At 66.7% G+C, this 22864-nt stretch carries 18 protein-coding genes; 6 read left to right on the forward strand and 12 right to left on the reverse strand.

Annotated elements, in window-relative coordinates; all coding sequences use genetic code 11:
* Positions 1–249 precede the first annotated feature (249 nt).
* From R1L06_RS13455 to R1L06_RS13465, 3 genes are all read left to right on the forward strand, one after another.
* Positions 250–1266 (forward strand): glucokinase family protein, encoded by a 1017-nt coding sequence (locus R1L06_RS13455; RefSeq protein ID WP_317217942.1) that lies wholly within the window; start codon positions 250–252, stop codon positions 1264–1266.
* A 143-nt stretch (positions 1267–1409) separates the two neighbouring features.
* Positions 1410–4118, forward strand: coding sequence for a TonB-dependent receptor (locus R1L06_RS13460; RefSeq protein ID WP_317217943.1), 2709 nt, complete (start codon positions 1410–1412; stop codon positions 4116–4118).
* 111 nt (positions 4119–4229) lie between these two features.
* Entirely contained in the window at positions 4230–6587 is a 2358-nt protein-coding gene (locus tag R1L06_RS13465) for a beta-N-acetylhexosaminidase (RefSeq protein WP_317217944.1), read from the forward strand.
* 105 nt (positions 6588–6692) lie between these two features.
* On the opposite strand, the gene R1L06_RS13470 is transcribed toward R1L06_RS13465, so the two are convergent.
* Together R1L06_RS13470 and R1L06_RS13475 are read right to left on the reverse strand one after the other, a co-directional pair.
* Complete coding sequence (locus R1L06_RS13470; RefSeq protein ID WP_317217945.1) at positions 6693–7085, reverse strand: VanZ family protein; 393 nt, start codon at positions 7083–7085, stop codon at positions 6693–6695.
* Complete coding sequence (locus R1L06_RS13475; protein ID WP_071229509.1) at positions 7082–8266, reverse strand: class I SAM-dependent methyltransferase; 1185 nt, start codon at positions 8264–8266, stop codon at positions 7082–7084. The genes R1L06_RS13470 and R1L06_RS13475 overlap by 4 nt, the downstream gene beginning before the upstream one ends.
* A gap of 59 nt (positions 8267–8325) precedes the next feature.
* Between R1L06_RS13475 and R1L06_RS13480 the strand changes: the two genes are divergently transcribed.
* Positions 8326–9063 carry a pteridine reductase gene (locus R1L06_RS13480; RefSeq protein WP_107432622.1) on the forward strand — a complete coding sequence of 246 codons (738 nt, stop codon included), beginning with the start codon at positions 8326–8328 and terminating at the stop codon, positions 9061–9063.
* 31 nt (positions 9064–9094) lie between these two features.
* Here the strand turns inward: R1L06_RS13480 and folK are convergent, their stop codons facing one another.
* A complete protein-coding gene (gene folK, locus R1L06_RS13485; protein ID WP_279913957.1) occupies positions 9095–9580 on the reverse strand; it encodes a 2-amino-4-hydroxy-6-hydroxymethyldihydropteridine diphosphokinase in 486 nt (161 codons plus the stop codon).
* Positions 9581–9672: 92 nt separating this feature from the next.
* Between folK and R1L06_RS13490 the strand changes: the two genes are divergently transcribed.
* Positions 9673–10416, forward strand: a complete 744-nt coding sequence (locus R1L06_RS13490) for a proteasome-type protease (RefSeq protein WP_317217946.1) — start codon at positions 9673–9675, stop codon at positions 10414–10416.
* 75 nt (positions 10417–10491) lie between these two features.
* On the opposite strand, the gene R1L06_RS13495 is transcribed toward R1L06_RS13490, so the two are convergent.
* From R1L06_RS13495 to R1L06_RS13510, 4 genes are all read right to left on the reverse strand, one after another.
* Entirely contained in the window at positions 10492–12003 is a 1512-nt protein-coding gene (locus R1L06_RS13495) for a hybrid sensor histidine kinase/response regulator (RefSeq protein ID WP_071229507.1), read from the reverse strand.
* 4 nt (positions 12004–12007) lie between these two features.
* Complete coding sequence (locus R1L06_RS13500) at positions 12008–12448, reverse strand: response regulator (RefSeq protein WP_005411057.1); 441 nt, start codon at positions 12446–12448, stop codon at positions 12008–12010.
* The gene (locus R1L06_RS13505; RefSeq protein ID WP_032130516.1) at positions 12445–14262 is read right to left on the reverse strand and encodes a sensor histidine kinase; all 1818 of its coding nucleotides are present in this window, start codon (positions 14260–14262) and stop codon (positions 12445–12447) included. The genes R1L06_RS13500 and R1L06_RS13505 overlap by 4 nt, the downstream gene beginning before the upstream one ends.
* A 230-nt stretch (positions 14263–14492) precedes the next feature.
* On the reverse strand, positions 14493–14876 hold the full coding sequence (locus R1L06_RS13510) for a BON domain-containing protein (protein WP_317217947.1): 384 nt from the start codon (positions 14874–14876) through the stop codon (positions 14493–14495).
* 171 nt (positions 14877–15047) lie between these two features.
* Here R1L06_RS13510 and R1L06_RS13515 point away from each other — a divergent pair, with 171 nt between their 5' ends.
* Entirely contained in the window at positions 15048–16091 is a 1044-nt protein-coding gene (locus R1L06_RS13515) for an oxidoreductase (protein ID WP_317217948.1), read from the forward strand.
* A gap of 226 nt (positions 16092–16317) precedes the next feature.
* On the opposite strand, the gene gnd is transcribed toward R1L06_RS13515, so the two are convergent.
* The 5 genes from gnd to lipA form a co-directional block, all read right to left on the reverse strand.
* Positions 16318–17223 (reverse strand): phosphogluconate dehydrogenase (NAD(+)-dependent, decarboxylating), encoded by a 906-nt coding sequence (gene gnd / locus R1L06_RS13520; protein ID WP_014648435.1) that lies wholly within the window; start codon positions 17221–17223, stop codon positions 16318–16320.
* 10 nt (positions 17224–17233) lie between these two features.
* Positions 17234–18472: a hypothetical protein gene (locus R1L06_RS13525; RefSeq protein WP_317217954.1), complete on the reverse strand. Its 1239-nt coding sequence runs from the start codon at positions 18470–18472 to the stop codon at positions 17234–17236.
* Positions 18473–18489: 17 nt separating this feature from the next.
* Positions 18490–19113 carry a DUF2242 domain-containing protein gene (locus tag R1L06_RS13530; RefSeq protein ID WP_317217949.1) on the reverse strand — a complete coding sequence of 208 codons (624 nt, stop codon included), beginning with the start codon at positions 19111–19113 and terminating at the stop codon, positions 18490–18492.
* A gap of 242 nt (positions 19114–19355) precedes the next feature.
* The gene (locus R1L06_RS13535; protein WP_032130309.1) at positions 19356–21533 is read right to left on the reverse strand and encodes a carboxy terminal-processing peptidase; all 2178 of its coding nucleotides are present in this window, start codon (positions 21531–21533) and stop codon (positions 19356–19358) included.
* Between the two features lie 318 nt (positions 21534–21851).
* The gene (lipA, locus tag R1L06_RS13540; protein WP_032130310.1) at positions 21852–22862 is read right to left on the reverse strand and encodes a lipoyl synthase; all 1011 of its coding nucleotides are present in this window, start codon (positions 22860–22862) and stop codon (positions 21852–21854) included.
* Positions 22863–22864 lie beyond the last annotated feature (2 nt).

Raw genomic sequence — 22864 nt, forward strand, 5'->3', positions numbered from 1 at the left:
GCTGCACTGCGCAACCCGATCGCAACGCATCGTGCTGAATGCGCCGAAGGCCTTGGCCCATGTGCGGCAACGGTTCCCACGTGAAACCCGCACTCACGCCATGTAAACGTTTACTGCATGTCGCATTCGTTGCGATGCAGCAACGAAAGTGTCACGAACTCGTTGACATCGTTGTCAGCGGGGTTACAGACTCCGCCCCAATCGCCGCCCCCGATCCCGGGGCCGGCCCCACCTGCAGCAGGAGCCCGCGTGACCGCCAGCCACCCCGCCCCGGCCCATGTCCTGTCCCGAGTCGCGCCGACGTTCCTGGCCGCCGACGTCGGTGGCACCCATGTGCGCGTGGCCCGGGTCCAGGCCAGCGGTGATGCTGCCCATCCGGTGCAGGTGCTGGAGTACCGCAAATACCGCAACGCCGACCATGCCGGCCTCAGCGCGATCCTGTCCGACTTCCTCGGCGAAGGCCCGCGGCCCACGCATTGCGTGGTCGCCAGTGCCGGCTACGCCCGCGAGGACGGCACGGTGATCACCGCCAACCTGCCGTGGCCGCTGTCGGCGCGCCAGGTGGAAGCCGACGTCGGCCTGCAGCGGGTCTACATCGTCAACGACTTCGAAGCCGTGGCCTACGCCGCCGCGCAGGTTGACGCCAGTGGCGTGCTGCACCTGTGCGGACCGGAAACCGCCGCCCGCGGCCCGACCCTGGTGGTCGGCCCCGGCACCGGCCTCGGCGCCGCGCTGTGGATCCCCACCGCGCACGGCCCGGTCGTGCTCCCGACCGAAGCCGGGCAACCGACCCTGGCCGCCAGCACCGAACTGGAAATGGCCATCGTCCGCCACATGCAGCGCGACCGCGCGCACGTGTCGATCGAACACGCGATCTCCGGCCCGGGCCTGATGAACCTGTACCGCGCGGTGTGCGCACTGCAGGGCCAGGCGCCGACCCTGGCCAGCCCCGACGCGGTCACCGCTGCGGCCATGGCCGACAGCGATGCACATGCGCGCCAGGCGCTGGATGTGTTCTGCGGCCTGCTCGGCAGCACCATCGGCGACATGGCGCTGTTCTACGGCGCCCACGGTGGCGTCTACCTGGCCGGCGGCATCCTGCCGCAGATCCGTGAATACCTGCACACCAGCACTTTCGTCGAACGCTACCTGCAGAAGGGACCGATGGGCGAAGCGCTGGCACGCATCCCGGTGAAGGTGGTCGAGCACGGCCAGCTGGGCGTGGTCGGCGCTGCCGGCTGGTACCTGCAGCAGTCGGCCGCCTGACACCGCAACAGGCTTCAACGCAATCGCAGCACGCAGTACGTGGCACGCCAACGCACGGGACTTCGCCGCCGCCCCGCGCATGTCATCGCAACCGTAATCGAACACCGCCGCCGGCATCCAATCGAGTGATGAGGAGAGACATCATGAACACCCGCAAGACCCTGCTTTCGGCCGCCATCGTCAGCTGCCTCGCCTTCAGCGCGCACGCGCAGCAGGCCACCCAGACCGCCACCGACCTGGATACCGTGCAGGTCACCGGCATCCGTGGTTCGATGGAAAAATCGCTGGATACCAAGCGCGAAGCCAATGCGCGCGTGGAAGTGGTCACCGCCGAAGACGTGGGCAAGCTGCCCGCGCACAACGTCGCCGACACCCTGCAGCGCCTGCCGGGTGTGAACATCAGCTCGTCCAGCGCCGACGAAGGCGGCTTCGACGAAGCCGACCGTGTCAGCCTGCGCGGCACCAGCCCGAGCCTGACCCAGACCCTGATCAACGGCCATACCGTCGGCTCGGCCGACTGGTTCGTGCTCAGCCAGGGCAACAACGTCGGCCGCAGCGTCAGCTACTCGCTGCTGCCGTCGGAACTGGTGCGCTCGGTGGAAGTGAACAAGTCCTCGCAGGCCAAGCTGCAGGACGGCGGCACCACCGGCACCGTCAACATCCTCACCCGCAAGCCGCTGGAATTCTCCAAGCAGTTCACAGCAGAAGGTTCGGTCGGCATGGTGCGTTCGGACCAGGCCAAGTCGAACGACCCGCAGCTGTCGGCGCTGTTCAACTACAAGAACAATGAAGGCAACTTCGGCGTGATGGTGCAGGCCTTCAGCCAGAAGCGCGAGCTGCGCCGCGAAGCGCAGGAAGTACCGGGCGGCTTCTTCCAGATCGATCCGAATGGCACCGTGGCCAAGTCCAACCCGGACCTGGCCGGCGTGTACGCGCCGGGCCTGCTCGGCTCGACCCTGTTCGAACAGACCCGCGAGCGCAAGGGCGGCCTGGTGTCGCTGCAGTTCAAGCCGATGGACAACCTGACCCTGGGCCTGGAAGGCTTCAGCTCGGAACTGAAGGCGAACAACTACAACCGCAACTTCATGCTGTGGGGCGGCCGCATCCTCAACGACCGCACCGTTGAAGATGCCAATGGCAACAAGATCCTGATTCCGGGCCAGGCCCCCAATCCGGGTTACGTCGTCAAGGATGGCGTACTGACCAACGCCACCTTCGCCGGCCAGGCCGACCGCGACTACGCGGTGTACGACATGATCTACCGCGAGTCGAAGGCCAAGACCAACTACATCACCTTCGATGCCGACTGGCAGATCAGCGACAACCTGGGCATGAAGTTCCAGGCCGGCAACACCAAGGGCACCGGCGATACACCGCGCCAGTACATCGCTGAGGTCAACCTGGCCCGCGGTGGCGGCGCCAACTGGTCGACCCATGGCAACGGCTCGCCGATCGACTGGAACGTCGGTGGCAACATCGGTCCGGGCGGCGTGACCGACTTCGGCACCTGGGGCAACCAGCAGGTCACCGCGATCGACAAGGAAAAGTGGGCCACGCTCGATTTCAACCAGTACTTCGCCGATGCCGGCGTACTGAACTCGATCGATTTCGGCGCCCGCTTCGGCGACCACAAGCGCGAGGCCAAGTCGCCGGAAGGCGCAACCCCGGGCGCGATCTGGAATGCGCTGAAGAACGGCGCGACCGCCAACTTCCCCGGTGGCTTCGCCAACGGCATCGGTGGCAGCTTCCCGCGCGACCTGTGGTACTTCACCCCAGGTGCACTGAAGGATGCAGTGACCAACAACTCCACCTGGCTGTCCGGCAATGACGGCCCGACTGGCCGCCACAACTACGGCGCCGAATGGAAGGTGTCGGAGAAGAACTTCGCTGCCTACGTGCAGGGCAATTTCAGCGGCGACCGCTGGAGCGGCAACGTCGGCCTGCGCTACGTCAACATCAAGCAGGACATCGATACCTACGCGGCCGCCACCGGTTCGACTGTGCCGGACGTGAGCAGCCTGTTCGGTGCCTGGACCCGCCAGGCCTTCGAGAACAAGCACAACCGTGTGCTGCCGAGCGCCAACTTCAAGTACGACCTGCGTGACGATCTGGTGCTGCGCGTGGCTGCGTCGCAGACGCAGACTCTGCCGGACTTCTCGGCCTTGGGCGCTTCATCCTACGGTTCGGACCTGAACCGTACCGGCGGCGGCGGCAATCCGAAGCTGAAGCCGGTGGTGTCGACCAACTTCGATGCCAACCTGGAGTGGTACTTCATGCCGCGCGGCATGTTGTCGATCGGTGCGTACTCGATGCGCCTGAAGGACTACGTGGCCTTCAGCACCGAGAAGGAAATGCTGTTCAGCGAGCTGACCAACCGCCTCGAGGAATACAACATCTCCCGCCCGCGCAATGCCGACGGCAAGGTGCGCGGTATCGAAGTGGCCTATGAACAGCCGATCGGCGAGTACTTCGGCGTCAACGCCAACTACACCTACGCCGATGGCAGCACCGAGCACACCTGGGCCGATGGAACCGACAACCTGCTCGGCACCTCGAAGAACACCTACAACGTGGGTGCCTACTTCGAGAACGACACCTTCGGTGCACGCGTCAGCTACACGCGCCGCTCGTCGTTCCTGATCGGCCTGTCCGGTGCCAACCCGTACTACCAGGATGACTTCGGCACGCTGTCGGCATCGCTGAGCTACAAGGCCACCGACTGGCTGAGCATCAGCTTCGATGCGCTCAACCTCAACAACCCGACCTACAAGTACTACCAGACCGCGGCCATCCCGACCTCGTTCTACAGCAACGGCCGCCAGTACTACCTCAACTTCCGCTTCAAGTACTGATCCAGCGGCGGCAACATCGCCGAGTCGTGCACGCACGCCGGGCCTGGGTCATTCCGGGCCCGGCGTTTTTCATGTATAGCGTTCATCGCACCGTTCCAAGGAGTCGTTCCGATGGTCAAGCCTTCCCGCGCCCGGATGCGCAGCGCAGTGCTGCTGGGCAGCCTGCTCGCTCTGCTGCCGGCACTGCCGGCACTCGCCGCCGATCCCACGCCTGCCGCTGAAGCACCCGGCCCGCAGCTGCGCGCCGGCAGCCTGATGCTGATTCCCGCCCCCAGCAATGTGCAGGCCGGCCAGGGCAGCGGCATCACCGTTCGCGCCGACACCGTGCTGCAGGCCGAAGGCGAAGCTGCGCAGCGCGTCGCCGCCCAGTTCGCCGACCTGCTGGCCCGCAGTGGTGGCCCGCGCCTGGTCCTGGCCAAGGGCAAGGCTGCAGCCAAGACCGGCAGCATCCGCTTCCAGATCGTGCCCACCTTCCGCGACAGCGGCGAAAGCTACACGCTGGAAAGCACCGCGCAGGGCGTGCTGGTGCAGGCCGGCAACGAAACCGGCCTGTTCTATGGCGCGACCACGCTCGCCCAGCTCGCCACCGGCGGCAGCAATGGGGTGCTGCCAGCGGTGCAGATCCAGGATGCGCCACGCTTCAGCTGGCGCGGTTTCATGCTCGACTCGGCACGGCATTTCCAGAGCCTTGACGAGATCAAGCGCGTGCTCGACGCAATGGCTGCGCACAAGCTCAACACCTTCCACTGGCACCTCACCGATGACCAGGGCTGGCGCATGGAGATCAAGCGCTACCCGAAGCTGACCGAGGTGGGCAGCTGCCGCCTGCCGGCCGGCGATGGCGGCATCGATCCGGTCAGCGGCCAGGAGCATCCGTACTGCGGCTTCTACACGCAGGACCAGATCCGCGAAGTGATCGCCTATGCCGCGAAGCTGCATATCCAGGTGATTCCGGAAATCGATGTGCCGGGGCACGCGACCGCAGCGATCGCCGCATATCCGGAACTGGGTTCGATCAATACCCCGCTGAAGCCGATCAGCGAATGGGGCGTGTTCCCGAACCTGTTCAACGTGGAAGACAGCACCGTCAGCTTCCTCGAGAACGTGCTGGAGGAAGTGATCGAACTGTTCCCGGCCAAGTACGTGCACGTGGGTGGCGACGAGGCAGTGAAGGACCAGTGGGAAGCCTCCAGGCAGGTGCAGCAGCGCATGCGTGCACTGGGCATCAAGGATGAGATGGCCATGCAGAGCCACATCATCAAGCGCCTGGAGACGTTCCTGGAGGAACACGACCGGCGCCTGATCGGCTGGGATGAGATCCTCGAAGGGGGTCTGCCGCCGCAGGCCACGGTGATGTCGTGGCAGGGCACCGAAGGTGGCCTCGCTGCGGCCAGTGCCGGGCATGACGTGATCATGTCGCCGGTCGGCTACCTGTACCTGGATTACCTGCAGACTGCCTCGCAGAACGAGCCGCCTGGTCGCCCGACCCAGGTCAACCTCGGCAAGCTGTACAACTTCGAGCCGGTGCCGGCCGAACTGGCCGCCGACAAGCGCGGGCACATTCTCGGCCTGCAGGCCAACATGTTCACCGAGCACACGCGCAACTACGCACGCCTGCAGCACAACCTGTTCCCGCGCCTGGCCGCCGTGGCCGAGACCGGCTGGAGCACGCCGGAACACCGCGACTTCCGCGATTTCCTCGCACGCCTGCCGGCACAGCTGCAGCGCTACCGTGCCTGGGGCCTGGCCTATGCGCAGACCCCGTTCGAAGTAGGCGTGGACTATACCGATGATCGCGCGAAGAACACGGTGACCGTTTCGCTGGCCAATCCGCTGGGCTATGAGGTGCGCTACCGCACCGACGGACAGCCGGTGACCGCGCAGTCGCCGCTGTACCAGCAGCCGCTGACGGCGCAGCTGCCCGCCGCCGTGCAGGCCGCCGCGTTCTACCAGGGCCAGATGCTGGCCGCGAAGCCGACCATCGCCGCCTTCACTGCGCAATCGCTGCTCAGCCGCCGCAGTGATGAACTGCTCAGCTGCGTGGGCAAGAAGGGGCTGGTGCTGCGCCTGGAAGACGATGGCCCCCGCGAAGGCAACCGTGCGGTGTTCAACGTGGACATCTTCCAGCCGTGCTGGCGCTGGCCGCAGGCACAGCTGGACGGTATCGGCAGCGTGGAAGTCCGTGCCGGCCGCATCCCATACTATTTCCAGCTGGCCCACGACGAACTCAAGCGCCGTTTCGAAAAGGCCAAGCGTGCCCACGGCGAGATGCAGGTGCGTCGTGGGGACTGCAGCGGCAAGGTGCTGGCCGAAGTGCCGCTGCCGGCCAAGCCGGATGCCGATGGCTTCGTGACCCTGCGTGCGACGCTGCCGAAGGACACCCAGGGCACGGGTGATCTGTGCATCAACTTCACCGGCGACACGCGCCCGGCGATGTGGGTGCTGGATGAGGTCACGCTGGGGAAGTAACGGCAGGTCTGTCCTGGTGGGTGCCGACCCTGGTCGGCACCCCGGGCAGTTCATCCACGCATGGCGTGGATCTACGGGTGGGTGCCTACCTTGGTTGGCACGCCTTCACCCGCGCCAGCGCAGCAGCAGGTCGCGCAGCGGGGTCAGTGCGGTGGCCATGCCGGCCAGCACGCCAATGGTGTTGGCCAGCGCATCCATTGGGTCGGCCATGCGGTTGCTGGTCAGTGCGCCCTGCGCGAACTCGATGCCGATGCCCATCAGCACCAGGCCCACGCCCACCCACAGCAGCGGGCGGCCCCGACGGAACAGCTGCACCGCGCTGCCGGCCAGGATGAAATAGGCGAGGAAGTGTTCGCCCTTGTCGCTGTTTTCCGGCAACGGAATCGGCGGTGGTGGGATCAGGCAGACCACGATCACCAGCAGTACTGCCGCCGCCCACAGCGCGGCCCAGAGCCGGGGCCGCCGCAGCGGCTTGATCACCGGCAACGCGTGGCTCACAGGCGCCAGCTCAGGTCACCCAGCTCGAAGGCCGGTTCGAAGTCGACGCCACGCTGCAGGCCGATAGCCTGGAAGCGCTCGCCCATCTCCGTCGGCAGGGTCAACTTCTTCACCTGGTCGCGCAGCTGGATGCGCCCCACTTCATCGGTGCGTTCCTCGGCCAGCAGCAGCACCTGGTCCAGGCCGTTGCCAAGCAGGAAACTGGCCTGGCTGCAGTAACCGGCCAGCTCGAAACCGCCGTGCATGCCGGCCTCGGCCATCGCGGTGAAATCCACCGACGCCGTGATGTCCTGCAGGCCCGGCCAGCGATGCACGTCGTTGTGCACGTGGTGGCGGTAGAACGCACGCACGGTGCCATCGTCGCGGTCGTGCTGGTAGAACTCGCCGCGGTTGTAACCGTAGTCGACGAACAGCATCGCGCCACGCTGCAGGCCACCGGCGACCGCCTGCAGCCAGTACGGCAGCTGCGGCAGCACTTCGGAGCGGTAGCCCTCGGCGAAGGGCTTTTCCAGGTAGCGCTCGATGTGGCGTACCGCGCCATTGAGCAGGATGTCGGCCGGCTGCGCGCCGCGGATGAAGTTGCCTTCGGCATCCAGCTCGACGGTTTCCTCGTAGACCTCGCCATCCCGGATCAGGAAGCGCGGGGTCGGCAGCGCGTCGATCACCTCGTTGGCAAACACCACGCCCTCCCAGTCCTCCTCGAACGGGCGGTCGACCCAGTCCACGCGCGCCGCCAGCTCGGCCGGCAGGTTCTGCTGCAGGCGCTGCTGCTGGCGCTCGCGCAGGTCGGCGCTGGGTTCGAGGATGGCGTACCGCGACGGCAGTGCGTCGAGCTCGGCCAGGCGCAGCAGCACCGCCTCGGCGAAGGCGCCGGTACCACCGCCCAGTTCCAGCATGCGCGCCTGCGTACCCAGCTGGGCGAACACCGGCGCCAGCGCATTGGCCACGCTGCCCGCGAACAGGCTGCCGAGCTCGGGCGCGGTGGTGAAGTCGCCACTGCCGCCGAATTTGCTGGCGCCGGCGCTGTAATAGCCCCAGCCGGGGGTGTACAGGCACAGCTCCATGAAGCGGGAAAACGGCATCGCCCCGCCCTGCGCAAGGATTTCGGCGCGCAGGGCGGCCGCCAGCTGGTCGCTGTGGGCCAGGGCATCGGCTTCGGGCAGGGGGAAGGTGGGCTGCATGGCGTCTTCGAATGCGGTGACAATGGTGCACAGGATAGCCGAGCCTTGGAGGACCCTCGATGAGCGACACCCACCCCGTGGTCCTGATCACCGGCAGCGCGCGCCGGATCGGTGCGGCCATCGCCCGCCAGTTCCATGCCTGTGGCTGGTCGGTGGTGCTGCACGCCAACACCTCCAGCGCGGAGCTGCAGCAGGCCGCGTTCGATTTCGACAACGTGCGCCCGGGCAGCGTGCTGGCGCTGCAGGCCGACCTGCGTGACGCCGACGCCTTGGCCGACCTGGTGGAACAGGCCGTCACCCACTTCGGGCGACTGGACGCGCTGGTCAACAACGCCTCCAACTTCTTCCCCACCCCGATCGGACAGGTCACTGCCGAGGCAATGGACGAGCTGTATGCGGTCAACGCGCGCGCGCCACTGCTGCTGTCACAGGCGGCGGCGCCCTACCTGCGCCGCCAGCAGGGCTGCATCGTCAACCTGACCGACCTGCACGGCACCGACCCGATGCGCGACCACATCGCCTACACCATGGCCAAGGCCGCGCTGGAGATGGCCACCCGCTCGCTGGCGCTGGAGCTGGCGCCGAAAGTGCGGGTCAATGCGGTAGCGCCGGGGGCGATCCTATGGCCGGAACAGGGCAAGGACGATTTCGCCCGCGAAGCGCTGCTGGCACGCACGCCGCTGGCACGGATCGGCACGGTCGAGGAGATCGCCGAGGCGGTCTACTGGCTGGTGGCCGAAGCCAGCTTCGTCACCGGCCACACCCTGCGCGTGGATGGTGGACGCACGGTCAGTTGAGGTAGTGCCGACCGCTGGCCGGCAACCACCCTCATTCCAGGTCCACGACCTCGAACGCCTCGCCAAACTGCGTGTGCGCACGCCACAGCGTTGCCAGGTCCAACCCGCTGACCGGGTCGATGAAGCCCGGCGCGATGTCGGCCAGCGGCTTCAGCACGAAGGCATGCTTCAGCTCCGGGCGCGGAATGCGCAGGTGGCCGGGACCTTCCACCACCAGGTCGCCGTAGAACACTACGTCGATGTCCAGGGTCCGATCGGAGAAGCGCGGCCCGCTGCGGTCGCGCCCGTGCGCGTCTTCCAGCGCGTGCAGCCAGTCGTCCAGTTCCTGCAGCGGCAGGTCGGTTTCGATCGCCACCGCATTGTTGAGGAAGGCCGGGCCATCGAAGCCGACCGCGGCGGTACGGTAGGCGGGCGACACCTGCAGCGCGCCGAAGCGCTCGCGCAGGGCCGCCACCGCGGCGTGGAGGTAGCGACGGGGCTGGACGTTGCTGCCCAGGCTCAGGAGCACGGTGGTCATGCGGTTCAGGTGACGGCACTTGGGGGGGCGTGGACATGCCGTCGTCACGGCGGCCTGCCTACAATCCGGGACGCACATGATAGGGCACCGACATGACCTATTGCGTTGGAATCGAGGTGGACGAGGGCCTGGTCTTCGCCGCTGACACCCGGACCAATGCCTCGCTGGACGATGTGCGCGTGCACCGCAAGCTGCACGTGTTCGAGTACCCCGGCCAGGCAGCCTACGTGCTGATGGCGGCTGGCAACCTGGCCACCACCCAGCTGCTGGTGTCGCGCCTGGGGCGCGATGCCGGCGAACGGCGCACGCCCAACCTGCGCGACATGGCCCATCTGTTCGAAGCCGCCGAGTACGTCGGCCAGCTGCTGGTGGACAGCCGGGTGCACAGCAGCCACAGCGAACACGGCCATGACGGGGTCAACACCCAGGCCACGCTGATCTTCGGCGGCCAGATCGCCGGCGAGCGGCCCGGGCTGTACATGATCTACCCGCTCGGCAACGCCATCGCTGCTTCGCCGGAAACGCCCTACCTGCAGATCGGTGAGTCCAAGTACGGCAAGCCGATCCTCGACCGCATCCTCAGCCCGGCCACACACCTGGAGGATGCCGCGCGCACGGCGATCGTCTCGCTGGACTCCACCATCCGTTCCAACCTGTCGGTGGGCCTGCCGATCGATCTGGCGCTGCTGCGGGACGGCGAGCTGCGCATCGGCCAGCAGCTGCGGCTGGGCGCGGATTCGGCGTTGTATGCCGATATTCACCAGAACTGGTCGCGGCGGCTGGAACAGGCGGTGGACGCACTACCGCGGTTCCCCTGGGAGACCCTGGACCGGTAGTGCCGGCCGCTGGCCGGCAACCGCAGTGATCCCATCGCACGGCGATGCCGGCCAGCGGCCGGCACTACCGCGGCATCAGCCCAGCGCTTCGGCCACCGCGCGGAACACCTGCTGCATCTGCAGCGGCTTGTGCAGCACATGCACCTCCACACCGGCCGGGAACGCGTCCGCCGCGACTGGCACCGCCGGGTCCTCCAACACCAGCGCCGGACCGCGGTAGCCAAGCGTGGCCATCTCGCCCAGCAGCTGGCTGGCCGGCAGCAGCTTGGAACCGGCATCGGCAATCACCAGCGCCGGCATCGCCTCCTGCTGCATCCAGCGCAACGCCGCCGGGCCATCGGAGGCCAGCTGCAACTGGTAACCCTGGCTGGACAGCGCGTTGCCGAGCAGCGACAGGCGCGTGGCTTCGCCGTCAACCACCAGGATCGACTGGCCACTGCCCAGCGCCACCAGCTGCTCGATCGGCTCGCTGCCATCGATGGCCTCATGCATCGGCAGCCGCAGTTCGAAGCAGGTGCCCTGCCCCGGCTGGCTGTTGACGTGGATGCTGCCACCGGCGCCTTCAACGATGCGCTTGCAGGAAATCAGCCCCAGGCCGGTGCCATCGGCCTTGGTGGTGAAGAACGGATTGAACAGGTGTGACAGCGTGTCCGCATCCATGCCGATGCCTTCATCGGCCACGCAGATCTGCATCCAGTCCACGCCATCGCGCTCGCCGGCATGGCTGGCAGTCAGGCTCAGGCGACCGCCGTTGGGCATCGCCTGGATCGCGTTGAGCGCCAGGTTCAGCATCACCTGCTGCAGTTCGGTGTAGTTGGCGTCGACCACCAAGCCTTCGTCCTGCACCTGCAACTCCAGGCGCACCGCATCGGGCACGTTGCTGCGCAACAGCAGCGCCACCGCATCGAACAGGCCATCGATCTCGATGCGCTCGCTCGGCTTGCGCGAGCCGCGCACGAACGACAGCATCGATTCGGCCATCTCGTGGCCACGGCGGCCGCACTCGGCGATGACATCGGCCAGGTGGTGCAGCTGCGGATCCTCGGTGCGCGCCTTCAGCAGGTCCGGCATGATCAGCAGCGGCTGCAGGATGTTGCGCAGGTCGTGGCTGAGGCCGGCGGCAAGCAGCGACAGGCTTTCCAGGCGCTGCGCGCGCATCAGTTCGGTTTCCACCCGCGCGCGCTCTATGGCGCTGCGTGCATCGCGGATCGCACGCGCCACCGCCGACGGCAGGCGCGCCGGCAGGTGCTTGATGATGTAATCGTTGGCGCCCTTCTGCAGCGCCGCCACCGCATTCTCCTCACCCATGGTGCCGGAGACGAAGATGAAGGGCACTTCCGGTGAGGTCTCGCGCACGATGCGCAGCGCGTCATCACCGGAGAACCCCGGCATGCTCAGGTCGGACAGCACGATGTCCGGCTGGAACGCGACCAGTGCCTGGCGCAGTTCGGCCTCGCTTTCGACACGCTCGAAACGGGCCTCCAGGCCCGCGTCGAGCATCTGTTCGGACATCAGCTCGGCATCTTCCGGTGAGTCCTCCACCAGCAGGATGCGCAGCGCCCCCAGGGCGGGACCGGTCAGGGGCATGGGCTCACTCGAGTTCCGGTGCCTGGTTGATCAACGCCCAGAACTTGCCCAGGGTCTGCACCGCGCCGAAGAACTGGTCCACGTCCACCGGCTTGACCACATAGGCGTTCACGCCCATGTCCCAGCTGCGGGCCAGGTCGCTTTCCTCGCGCGAGGACGACAGGATCACCACCGGCAGGCGCTTGAGCTCTTCGTGCTCGCGAATCTGCCGCAGCACCTCCAGGCCATCCATGCGCGGCATCTTGATGTCCAGCAGCAGCACCGCCGGCAGGCCTTCCTCGCGGTTGGCGAAGGCACCACGGCGCAACAGGTAGTCCATCACTTCCACGCCATCCTCGACGTGCACGATGGGGTTGGCCAGACGCGCCTCTTCCAGGGCGTCGATCGCCATTTCGGCATCAGCCGGGCTGTCTTCGGCGAGAAGAATGGTGCGCAGAGTGGTCATGCAGAAGGCCCTTGTTTGTCCGCATCGATCGCGGGAGGCAGGTAGAAGTGGAAGGTGGCGCCGACGTCCGGTTCGGCCTCGGCCCAGATACGGCCGCCATGGCGGGTCAGCACGCGGCGCACGCTGGCCAGGCCGATGCCGGTACCCGGGTAGTCGCTGGCCTTGTGCAGGCGCTGGAAGACACCAAACAGCTTGCCGGCGTAGGCCATGTCAAAGCCTGCACCATTGTCGCTGACCGTGAACTGATGACCGCCGTCAGGCTGTGGCTGGTAGTCCACGCGGATCTTCGCTGGTTCGCGGTTGCCCGAGTACTTCACCGCGTTGCCGAGCAGGTTCAGCCAGACCTGGCGGATCATGTTCTCATCGCCCACCACGATCGGCAGCGGCGCGATGCTCCACTCCACGTGGTGCGCATGGCCGCTGTTCTCGGCCTCGGCCTGCAGGTTGGAATCGAGCATGGCGCGGGTATCGGCCACCAGCGACTGCATGTCCACCGCCTGCTGGCGCATTGCCGCGCGGCCCAGCCGCGAGTAGACCAGCAGGTCGTCGATCAGTGCCGCCATGCGCCGCGCCGAACTGGAGATCACCTCCAGGTAATGGCGGCTCTTGTCATCGGCGGCGTCGCCCAGATGGCGCGACAGCTTGTCGGAGAAACCGGCCACGTGGCGCAGTGGTGCACGCAGGTCGTGCGACACCGAGTAGCTGAAGGCTTCCAGTTCCCTGTTGACCTCGGACACCTGCGCAACCTTGCCTTCCAGCTGGCGGTTCAGTTCCTCCACCCGCAGCTGCACGGCACGCTGCACGGTGACGTCGCTGACCGTGAGCAACACCACTTCGTCGTCGGTGTCCGGCAGCGGCATGCGCCGCGCGTTGAGCAGCATGTAGCGCACCATGCCATCGGCGGCGCGCTGTTCATGCTCGAAGTCCCACAGTTCGCGGCCGCGCAACAGCACATCGGACAGTCGCTGGCGCATCACGGGGTCTTTCCATGCACCGTCGCCGACAGTGTCCAGCAACAGGCCATCGGCGCGTTCATCCTGCAGCCCGTACAGCTCGGCGAAGGCAGGGTTGTGCAGCTGTACACGCAGGTCGCGGTCGAGCAGCACGATCGGCTCACGCACGGTCTGCAGCACCGAGGCTGCACGCGCGGCCGAACGCAGCGACTGTCGTTCGGCATGCAGGCGGCGACCGATCTGCCGCTGCAGCAGCCACAGCACCAGGCCAAGCAGCGCCAGCTGGATCACCAGCGAACTCCACGACACCAGCTCGGTCTGCTTGCGCTGGCGTGCGGCCTGCTCGGCGCGCTGTGTCAGCAGCTTCTGCTCGCTCGCCTGCAGTTCCTCCACCAGGCCACGGATCGGATAGCGCGTGCTCAGGTCCTGCACCAGCTCGCGCTGATCACTGTTGGGTTCGGACTTTGCCAGTTCGCGGGCGAGCGCCATGCGCCCTTCCAGCATCGACTCGATACGGCCGATGCGGATCAGCTGCTCAGGATTGTCGCGGGTCATCCGGCCCAGTTCAGCCAGGCGACCGGGAAGGTCATTGGCTTTGGCCATGCGCTCGCGCAGGCCAGGCGCATCCACACCCTTGGACAGGGTCAGCGCAGCCGATTCGACATCGCGTACATCGGCCTGCAGCTGCTGCAGGGCCACACCCACGGCCTGGGTATGATTGACCCAGGCCATCGCATCTTCGCTGTCCTGCTGCAGTTGGCGCAGGGTCAACCACGGCACCACGATGATCGCGGCAGCAGCCAGCGCCAAGGCCGGCAACCGCCAACGGTCCCAGATGTCATCACTGAAAACCAGCGCCATAGTTCCTCGTCAGCACAGCCGCGGAGCGTAGGCCGATACCGGCCCGGCTGCGGCGGAACGGGCAATATAGCGCAGGCGGTCACAACTCTGGAGTTTCCCGCCTGGTTGGCTGAACGGGTTGCGGAAACCCACGGTAGAGCCGGGACGTGCTCGGCTGCAACCCAAAGGGCAGTCGAGCAAGCTCGACTCTACCCAGGCAGCGGGGGCCCCATGCGGGGCCCCCTCCGGGGTCAGCGCTTGGCAGCAGCGCTGACCTTCAATGCAGCGGCATCGACGCGGGTCACGCCCTTGATGCCCTTGGCGGTGGTGACCGCCTTGTCCTTCTCGGCCTGGGTGGCCACGGCACCACTCAGGCTGACCACGCCGTTCACGGTTTCCACCTTGATTTCAGTGCCGGGAACGTTGCTGCTGGCCAGCAGATCGGCCTTCACCTTGGTGGTGATCCAGGTATCGGTCACCGGCTCGTTGGAGTCATGGCGATCAGCATGGTTTGCCGGATGGGTGCTGGTCGGCGGGCTCTTCGCGGCCGGGTCCTTGGCGAATGCAGCCGAGGAGGACAGCGCCAGGCCCAGGGTCAGGGCGGAAGCAATCAGCGTGCGGGTGGTATTGCTCATCGTGTCGTACTCCTTCGGGATGTGCTGCCAGTCTGGACAAGCCGCCGTAGAGCAGGCGTGGCGTTGCGGTCATGCCGCTGTGAATCGAGGCGATTCCAACGGCAACGGTTCAGTTTTGGCCTGTACGCAGGTGTCGTTTACCCTGCCCTTCCCCATTGCCGGAGCCGTCTCATGCGCCCCGACCTGCAACTGGCCCTGATCGGCTACGGCCTCGCCGGCCGCGTCTTCCATGCGCCGCTGATCCAGCACACGCCGGGCCTGGTGCTGCACAGCATCGTCAGTTCGCAGCGCGACACGTTGCTGCGCGCGTTCAGCGACGTGCACGTGCGCGCCACGCCGCAGGAGGTGTTCGACGACCCGGCGGTGGACGCGGTGGTGATCGCCACACCGAACGCACAACACGCACCGCTGGCGATCGCGGCATTGGCCGCGGGCAAGCACGTGCTGGTCGACAAGCCGTTCGCGCTGGATGTCGCTGAAGCCGAAGCGGTGCTGGCTGCGGCACGTGATGCCGGACGCATCGCGACCGTGTTCCAGAACCGGCGCTTCGATGCCGACTTCCTCACCCTGCAGGCGCTGCTGGCCGAAGGCACGCTCGGTGACGTGGCCGAGTGCCATGCACACTTTGATCGTTACCGCCCGCAGGTGCGCGACCGCTGGCGCGAGCAGGACGGGCCGGGTAGTGGCCTGTGGTACGACCTCGGCCCGCACCTGCTCGACCAGATGCTGGTGCTGTTCGGCTGGCCCGAGGCGATCGATGCCGATCTGGCCGTGCAGCGCGAAGACGGCAGCGGCATCGATTACTTCCACGCGGTACTGCACTACCCGAGGCATCGCGCGATCGTGCATGCCGGTTCGCTGGTTGCAGCCCCCACGCCGCACTTCAGTGTGCATGGCAGCCGTGGCAGCTGGATCAAGCATGGGCTGGACGTGCAGGAGGCACAACTGCGGCGCGGTGTTGCGCCAGGAGCGCCAAGCTGGGGCATCGACCCACGGCACGGCGAGCTGGTGCACTGCGATGCTGAGGATAATGTGCAGCGCAGTACCGTAGACAACCTGCCGGGTGACTACCGGCGGCTGTATTCGCAGTTCTCGGCGGCGATGCACGGCGATGGCGAGCCGACGGTCAGCCCGGTGCAGGCACTGCAGCTGATGCGGTTGCTGCAGGCCGGCATGGACAGCGCGCGCGAAGGGCGGCGAATCGCGTTGGGGTGATCGGCAGGGCTGCGCCCTGCACCTACAGAATCAACGTCAACGTCAACGTCAAAAGCAAGCTATCCGTGAGATGGCGGGGTGGGTCCGACGGTAGGTGTCGACCTTGGTCGACACATCGACGTGGAAACGATCGGAGACGGCTTTCTGTAGAGTCGAGCCATGCTCGACTGGCTGCATGGGGTCAGAGCCCTTTCCTGCGGAAAGGGATCCGACCCCGGCTTCGTGCTTACGATTTCTTGATGGCGTGGCCGCCGAATTCATTGCGCATCGCCGACAGCAGGCGGTCGGTGAACGAATTCGACTCACGCGAACGCAGGCGTTCCAGCAGCGACAGCGTGATCACCGGTGCCGGCACATCGAGCGCGATCGCTTCGGCCACGGTCCAGCGGCCTTCGCCGGAATCCTCCACGTACGGGGCGATGCCATCCAGCGAGGGATTGCGCTTGAGTGCTTCGGTGCTCAGGTCCAGCAGCCACGAACGCACCACGCTGCCGTGGCGCCAGACTTCGGCGACCTGGGCCAGGTCCAGTTCCATTTCCTGCTTGCGCTCCATCAGCGCGAAGCCTTCGGCGTAGGCCTGCATCATTCCGTACTCGATGCCGTTGTGGACCATCTTGGTGAAGTGGCCAGCGCCGGACGGGCCGACACGACCCCAGCCACGATCTTCGGCCGGTGCCAGCGTGCGCAGCAGCGGTGCGATCTGCTCCACCACCGATGCTTCGCCACCAACCATCAGGCTGTAGCCTTCCTGCAGGCCCCACACGCCACCACTGGTGCCGCAGTCGACGTAGCCCAGATCGTCTTCGGCCAGGGCCTTGGCGCGGCGGATCGAGTCCTGGTAGTTGGAGTTGCCGCCATCGATGACGATGTCACCCTCGGCCAGGTGCGGAGTCAACTGGCCCAGGGTCTGGTCGACGGTTTCGCCGGCCGGCACCATCAGCCACACCACGCGCGGTACCGGCAGCGCGGCAACCGCGGCGGCCAGCGAATCGACCACCTCCAGGCCGGCCTCGGCGGCGCGCTGGCGGGCGCCTTCGCCCGGGTCGTAGCCGACCACGCGGTGGCCGCCGCGATGCAGGCGCTGGGCCATGTTGGCGCCCATGCGGCCGAGGCCGATCATTGCAATATCCATTGTTTCACCTTCAGTTGGGGTCTAGGGTCAGGCTGCCTGGCCTGCCGGTAGCCGCGCAGTGGCGCAGCTGCGCCTCGCGCCAACGCCGGTAGAGCGTGGTATGCAGATTGTGCACCGCCAGGTCGATCGAAAACGGCGTTCGCGGGTTGCGATCGAGCAGGCGGGCGATGTGGTAGCCGATGGGACGTATACCGCGTGGATGCACATAGATCACGAACTGCTGGTAGAACGGATCGTCCAGCAGCTGGTCCATGCGTGCCAGCGTGTCGTGGTAGCGCGGTTCCAGCCGTGCACGAAGGTTGGGATCGCGCTCGAACAGCAGGCGCTCGAAGTAGCGCTGGCCGATGCGCGGGATGCCATGCGCGAGTTTCCAGAGTTCGACATTGCGCTGGTCGTACCAGGCCAGTCCGCCATGCGCAGCCAGTGCCTGCGCGGCGCCCTCGCCCACCTCGACCACGACGAAGTTCTCGGCCTGGTTGCTCAGGTCGTCCAGCGTGCCTTTGTCGTACACGTGCTCGATGAAACCGGGCACGCCAACGAAGGCCTGCCGTCCCATCGTCGAGGTGCGCACCGCTTTGCCATCGGCGAAGAAATCGCCGGCATGTGCGCCGAGCAGGATGCTGTCGGTATCGTGCAGGGCGAGGAAGGTGCCGATCGACAGTTCATTCGCTGCGAACTCCGTATCGAACGCGACATCGCCATACAGCTCTCGTTGCGTGGCCAACTGCGCGACCTGGCGGCCGACCCCGCATTCGGCACGGACGGCACCGCTGTAGAACGCCTCCAGTGCATGACTGTTGCCCGCGCTCGGCACGAAGCCACGACCGAAACTGCGTGTGCGCTGCCAGCCTTGCGCGCGTGGGCCCTGCAGGCCGAAGCCGATCCAGCCCAGCTGCGGGCCGGAGAAGCGGAAGGTGGGGTTGTCCTGCAGTGCCGAGGCCGCACGTTGCGTGGCCGCGCCCAGTTCGAAGGCATAGGCGCAGACCGTGGCTGGATCGTCCAGCAATTGTTGCAGCAACGCCTGGCGTGCTGCGGGGGACATTCCGGCCGGCCACCCCACGCGCAGATCGCCTGCCGCCTGTGCTTCAGCCAGCGAGGCACGTGTACACACCGGGCCGCCGTGCACCTGTGGTGCACCGGCCGCGACCACGTCAAAGCGCCATCCCAGCCGCTGCAGCAGGCCCTGCGTGCAGTCCGGTGTTGCGGACGCAATGCCCAGCGCGGGCATCAGCAGGAGTGCCACGCCCATCAACCTGCCGCGCACGATCACCCTTGATCCGTGCTGGGGGTCGGTGCGGGCTCGGACGATGCAGGCTCGGGCGGTGTGAGCTCGGGCGGCGCGAGCGCAGGCGGTGCGGGTTTGCCAGCATCCGCCGGTAGATACTGTTGCAGGCGCTGGAAGAAGCGCTGATAGAACCCGGCATCGGTGACCGTACTGCTGGCCACTTTCACCAGCGAATCGTCATTGCTGCCGAACGGCAGCGACACCGAGCCCAATGCACCCACGCCCACGCTGGCCGACGTCGGGCTCTTCTTCAGCGCGTAGCGGTCCTGCACCGCGCTGACGAATACCAGCGTCTGGCTGCCACGCGGCGCACAGGAGATGCGCAGCACCAGCTGCTCGTGATCATCCTCGCGTGGCTGGAAGTTCTTGTTGCCTTCCACCTGCGCTTCGTCGGAGCGGGCGATGGCGTAGCCCTGGCTGAGCAGGGTGCGCCGCGCGGCCTCGCAGGCGTCACCGGGGCGGCCATCGACGGTACGCGAGAAGGTGTCGCCGGAATCAAAGGATTCGCGCAGCAACGTACTGTCGGCGGCGCGGCCACCACAGGCCGACAGGATCAGGGCGCTGGCGAGCGCCACGGCAGCACTGGAAAGACGGGAGGCCCGCATGGGTACTCCTGCGAGGACGGTACCGCCAAGGGTAGCCCTGCGGCCGTGTGCGGCAGGTTGAAACCGGCGTGACCGAGCCACCCCGTTGCTGCCGGTTCATGCACAGAAAAGGGGACGGAGGGGATTAAGTCGTTTGTGGCACTTCGCTCGCCGGGCATGGCCCGGCGCTACCGTGAACGAGGTCCCCAGACAGAAAGGGGCCGGCAATGCCGGCCCCTCGGGTATCACATGCCGTCGCCGGCTCAGTCCGCCCAGCGACCAGCGCCGGTCGACTGCGGCAGCACCTGCGCCGACAGCGGGCGGTCATTGGCCAGCAGGTTCACCGCATCGGCCAGGATCGAGGCCGACTCGCGCAGCAGCGGGTCCGGACGCTTCTCGGCAGCCTTCTCGCGGGCGGCATCCTTGACGATGTCGCGCTCGTTGCCAGTCAGGCCGTCGTCGTTGCTGTCATCGGCCAGCGGGTCCAGGGCCAGGCCCAGTTCCTTGCGCATCGCCTGGCGCTCCTTGCGCTGGGTGTCCTGGCGCTCACGCTCGGCGCGGCGGGTGGCCTCGTTGAGCGAGATGTACTTCTTCGCGGCCTCGGTGCGGAACTGCTGCACGTCCTCGTTCCACCACTGGAATTCCTTGTCGGCGGCGATGCGCGCGTCATGGCGGGTTTCCAGCTTCGGCAGCAGCGGCGCGAAGTTGCCGTACTGGGTGTGCGGCACGGCAGCGATGCGGGTCCACGGCAGCGCGTTGTCGTAGGTGCTCTCGCCGAACTCGGTGGCATCGACGCTGGCCGGGAACGCCAGGTCCGGCACCACACCCTTGTGCTGGGTGCTGCTGCCGCTGATGCGGAAGAACTGGGCGATGGTCAGCTTCACCTGACCGAAGCGCTGGGTCTCGCCACTCGGCCAACGGTCCAGGTCGACGATGTTCTGCACGGTGCCCTTGCCGAAGCTGGTCTCACCGATCACCAGGCCACGGCCGTAATCCTGGATGGCACCGGCAAAGATTTCCGAAGCCGAGGCCGAACCGCGGTTGATCAGCACTGCCAGCGGGCCATCCCATGCCACGCCCTGGTTGCGGTCGCTGTTGACAGTGACGCGGCCACCGGACTCGCGCACCTGCACCACCGGGCCCTGCTCGATGAACAGACCGGTCAGTTCAATGGCTTCATCCAGCGAACCACCACCGTTGTTGCGCAGGTCCAGCACCACGCCGTCCAGCTTGTCGTTCTTGAAGCCGGCCAGCAGCTTGGCCACGTCGCGGGTGGCCGAGGCGTAGTCGGCCGCGTTGCGGCGACGGCCTTCGAAGTCCTGGTAGAAGGTCGGCAGCTTGATCACGCCGACCTTGCGCGCCGGCTCGCCATTGGCGGCCGGAATGGTCATGGTCTCGCCCTTGGCGGCCTGTTCGGCCAGGCGCACCTTCTGGCGGGTCAGCACCAGGGTGTGGTGCTTGCCGTCGGCGCCCTCAGCAGCCGGGATGAACTCCAGCTTGACCTGGGTATCCTTGGCGCCGCGGATCTTGGCCACGACGTCGTCGATGCGCCAGCCGATCACGTCCTCGACCAGGCCGGACTTGCCCTGGCCGACGCCGACGATACGGTCACCCGGCTTCAGCGTGCCATCCACTGCGGCCGGGCCACCGGCGATGATCTCGCGGATCACCACCACGTCGTCCTGGCGCTGCAGCTGCGCACCAATGCCTTCCAGCGACAGCGACATCGCCTGGTTGAAGTTCTCGGCGGTGCGCGGCGTGAAGTAATCCGTGTGCGGGTCAACGGCGCTGGTGTACGAGTTCATGAAGAACTGGAAGACGTCTTCGCCCTTCAGTTCATTGACCGACTTCTCCAGCGTCGCGTAGCGCTTGTCCAGCGTCTTGCGGATGTCGTCCGGCTTCTTGCCGGCCAGCTTCAGGCGCAGCCAGTCGTTCTTGACCGACTTGCGCCACAGCTCATCCAGTTCAGCGCTGCTGGCCGCCCACGGCACCTTCTTGCGGTCGTATTCGAAACGCTCGTCGGTGGTGAAGTCCGGCTCCTGCTTGAGCAGCTTGCGCGCATAGGCCACGCGTTCGCCGACGCGCTGCTTGTAGACCGCGAACACCTGGAACGCCGGCTCCAGCTCGCCGCCACGGATGGCCGAGGAAATGTTGGCTTCGAACGGCGCGAAGCGCGCCACGTCGGCCTGGGTGAAGTACTGCTTGCCGCCGTCCAGCGTCTCCAGGTAGCGCTTGAACACGTCCTTGGAGGTGGCCTCGTCCAGCGCACGCGGGCGGTACGCGTAGCGGCTGTCGGACAGCAGGCCGTACACCAGCTTGGAGGTGGTCACCTGATCGGCGGTTGCCGCAGCGGGCAATGCCGGCGAATCGGCCTTGGCCGCCAGCGCCAGCGGCGCGACCAGCGCCAGGGCCATCAGGAATGCGGGGGCTTTGAATTTCATTGACGTGCTCGAAGGCGCCTTGCCAAGGGGGAGACTGCGGGGTGTTAAGACACCACGACAGTGCCGAAAGTTGCCGGGTTTGTCACCCGGCCGCGCTCGGTGGAAAACCAGCCTAGCCGGGCCGGTGTAGCAAATTGTGAATGGCTGAAGAGCGGCGCACCCAGCGGCGCCGTCTGTCCGGTTGCAGAGGGCATGGGGTTGCAAGCCCCCTGAGTCAGGGGGCGGCCGCGAAGCGGCGGGGGTGTGGGTGGTGGTAAGCCGGGGCCCACGGTGTGCGCAGCGCAGCGTGGTAAGCGGTAGCGCGCATCGCGCAACCGCTTACCGGACGCCGGCGCCCTTGGCCTGCACGTCGGCGTGGTACGACGAGCGCACCATCGGGCCGGAGGCCACGTGGCTGAAGCCCAGCTCGTAGCCGTAGTCTTCCAGCGCCTTGTAGTCCTCGGGGGTCCAGTACTTCAGCACCGGGTGGTGATGCGCGGTCGGCTGCAGGTACTGGCCGATGGTGATCATGTCCACGTCGTGCGCGCGCAGGTCGCGCATGGTGGCCTTGATCTGTTCGAACTCTTCGCCCAGGCCCAGCATGATGCCGCTCTTGGTCGGCACGTCCGGGTGCTGCGCCTTGAAGTTCTTCAGCAGGTTCAGCGACCACTGGTAGTCCGCACCCGGGCGCACGTTGCGGTACAGGTCCGGCACGGTTTCGATGTTGTGGTTGAACACGTCCGGCGGGTTCTGCGCCAGGATCTCCAGCGCGCGCTCCATGCGGCCCTTGCCGCGGAAGTCCGGGGTCAGCACTTCGATGCGGGTGCCCGGCGACTTCGCGCGGATGGCACTGATGCAGTCGACGAAGTGCTGGGCACCGCCGTCGCGCAGGTCATCGCGGTCGACGCTGGTCACCACCACGTACTTCAGCCCCATGTCGGCCACGGTCTGGCCGAGGCTGGCCGGTTCGTTGGCATCCGGCGGCTTCGGGCGGCCGTGGGCGACGTCGCAGAACGAGCAGCGGCGGGTGCAGACCTCGCCGAGGATCATGAACGTTGCCGTGCCGTGGCCGAAGCACTCGTGGATGTTCGGGCAGCTGGCTTCCTCGCACACCGTCACCAGGCGGTTCTCGCGCAGCTTGGCCTTCAGGTTCTGCACCGCATTGCCCGAGGGAATGCGCACGCGGATCCAGGACGGCTTGCGCAGCACCGGCGCATCGGCGAACTGCACCGGCGAGCGGTTGATCTTGTCACCGCCCAGCTGCTTGACCCCGGCCTGCAACGGCGCGGCGGACGGAGAGTCGCCCTGCACGATCTGCAGGGGAATGGAACGGGCGGTGGTTTCAGTCATGG

Source organism: Stenotrophomonas mexicanensis (genome assembly GCF_032911605.1).
Classification (GTDB): domain Bacteria; phylum Pseudomonadota; class Gammaproteobacteria; order Xanthomonadales; family Xanthomonadaceae; genus Stenotrophomonas; species Stenotrophomonas maltophilia_A.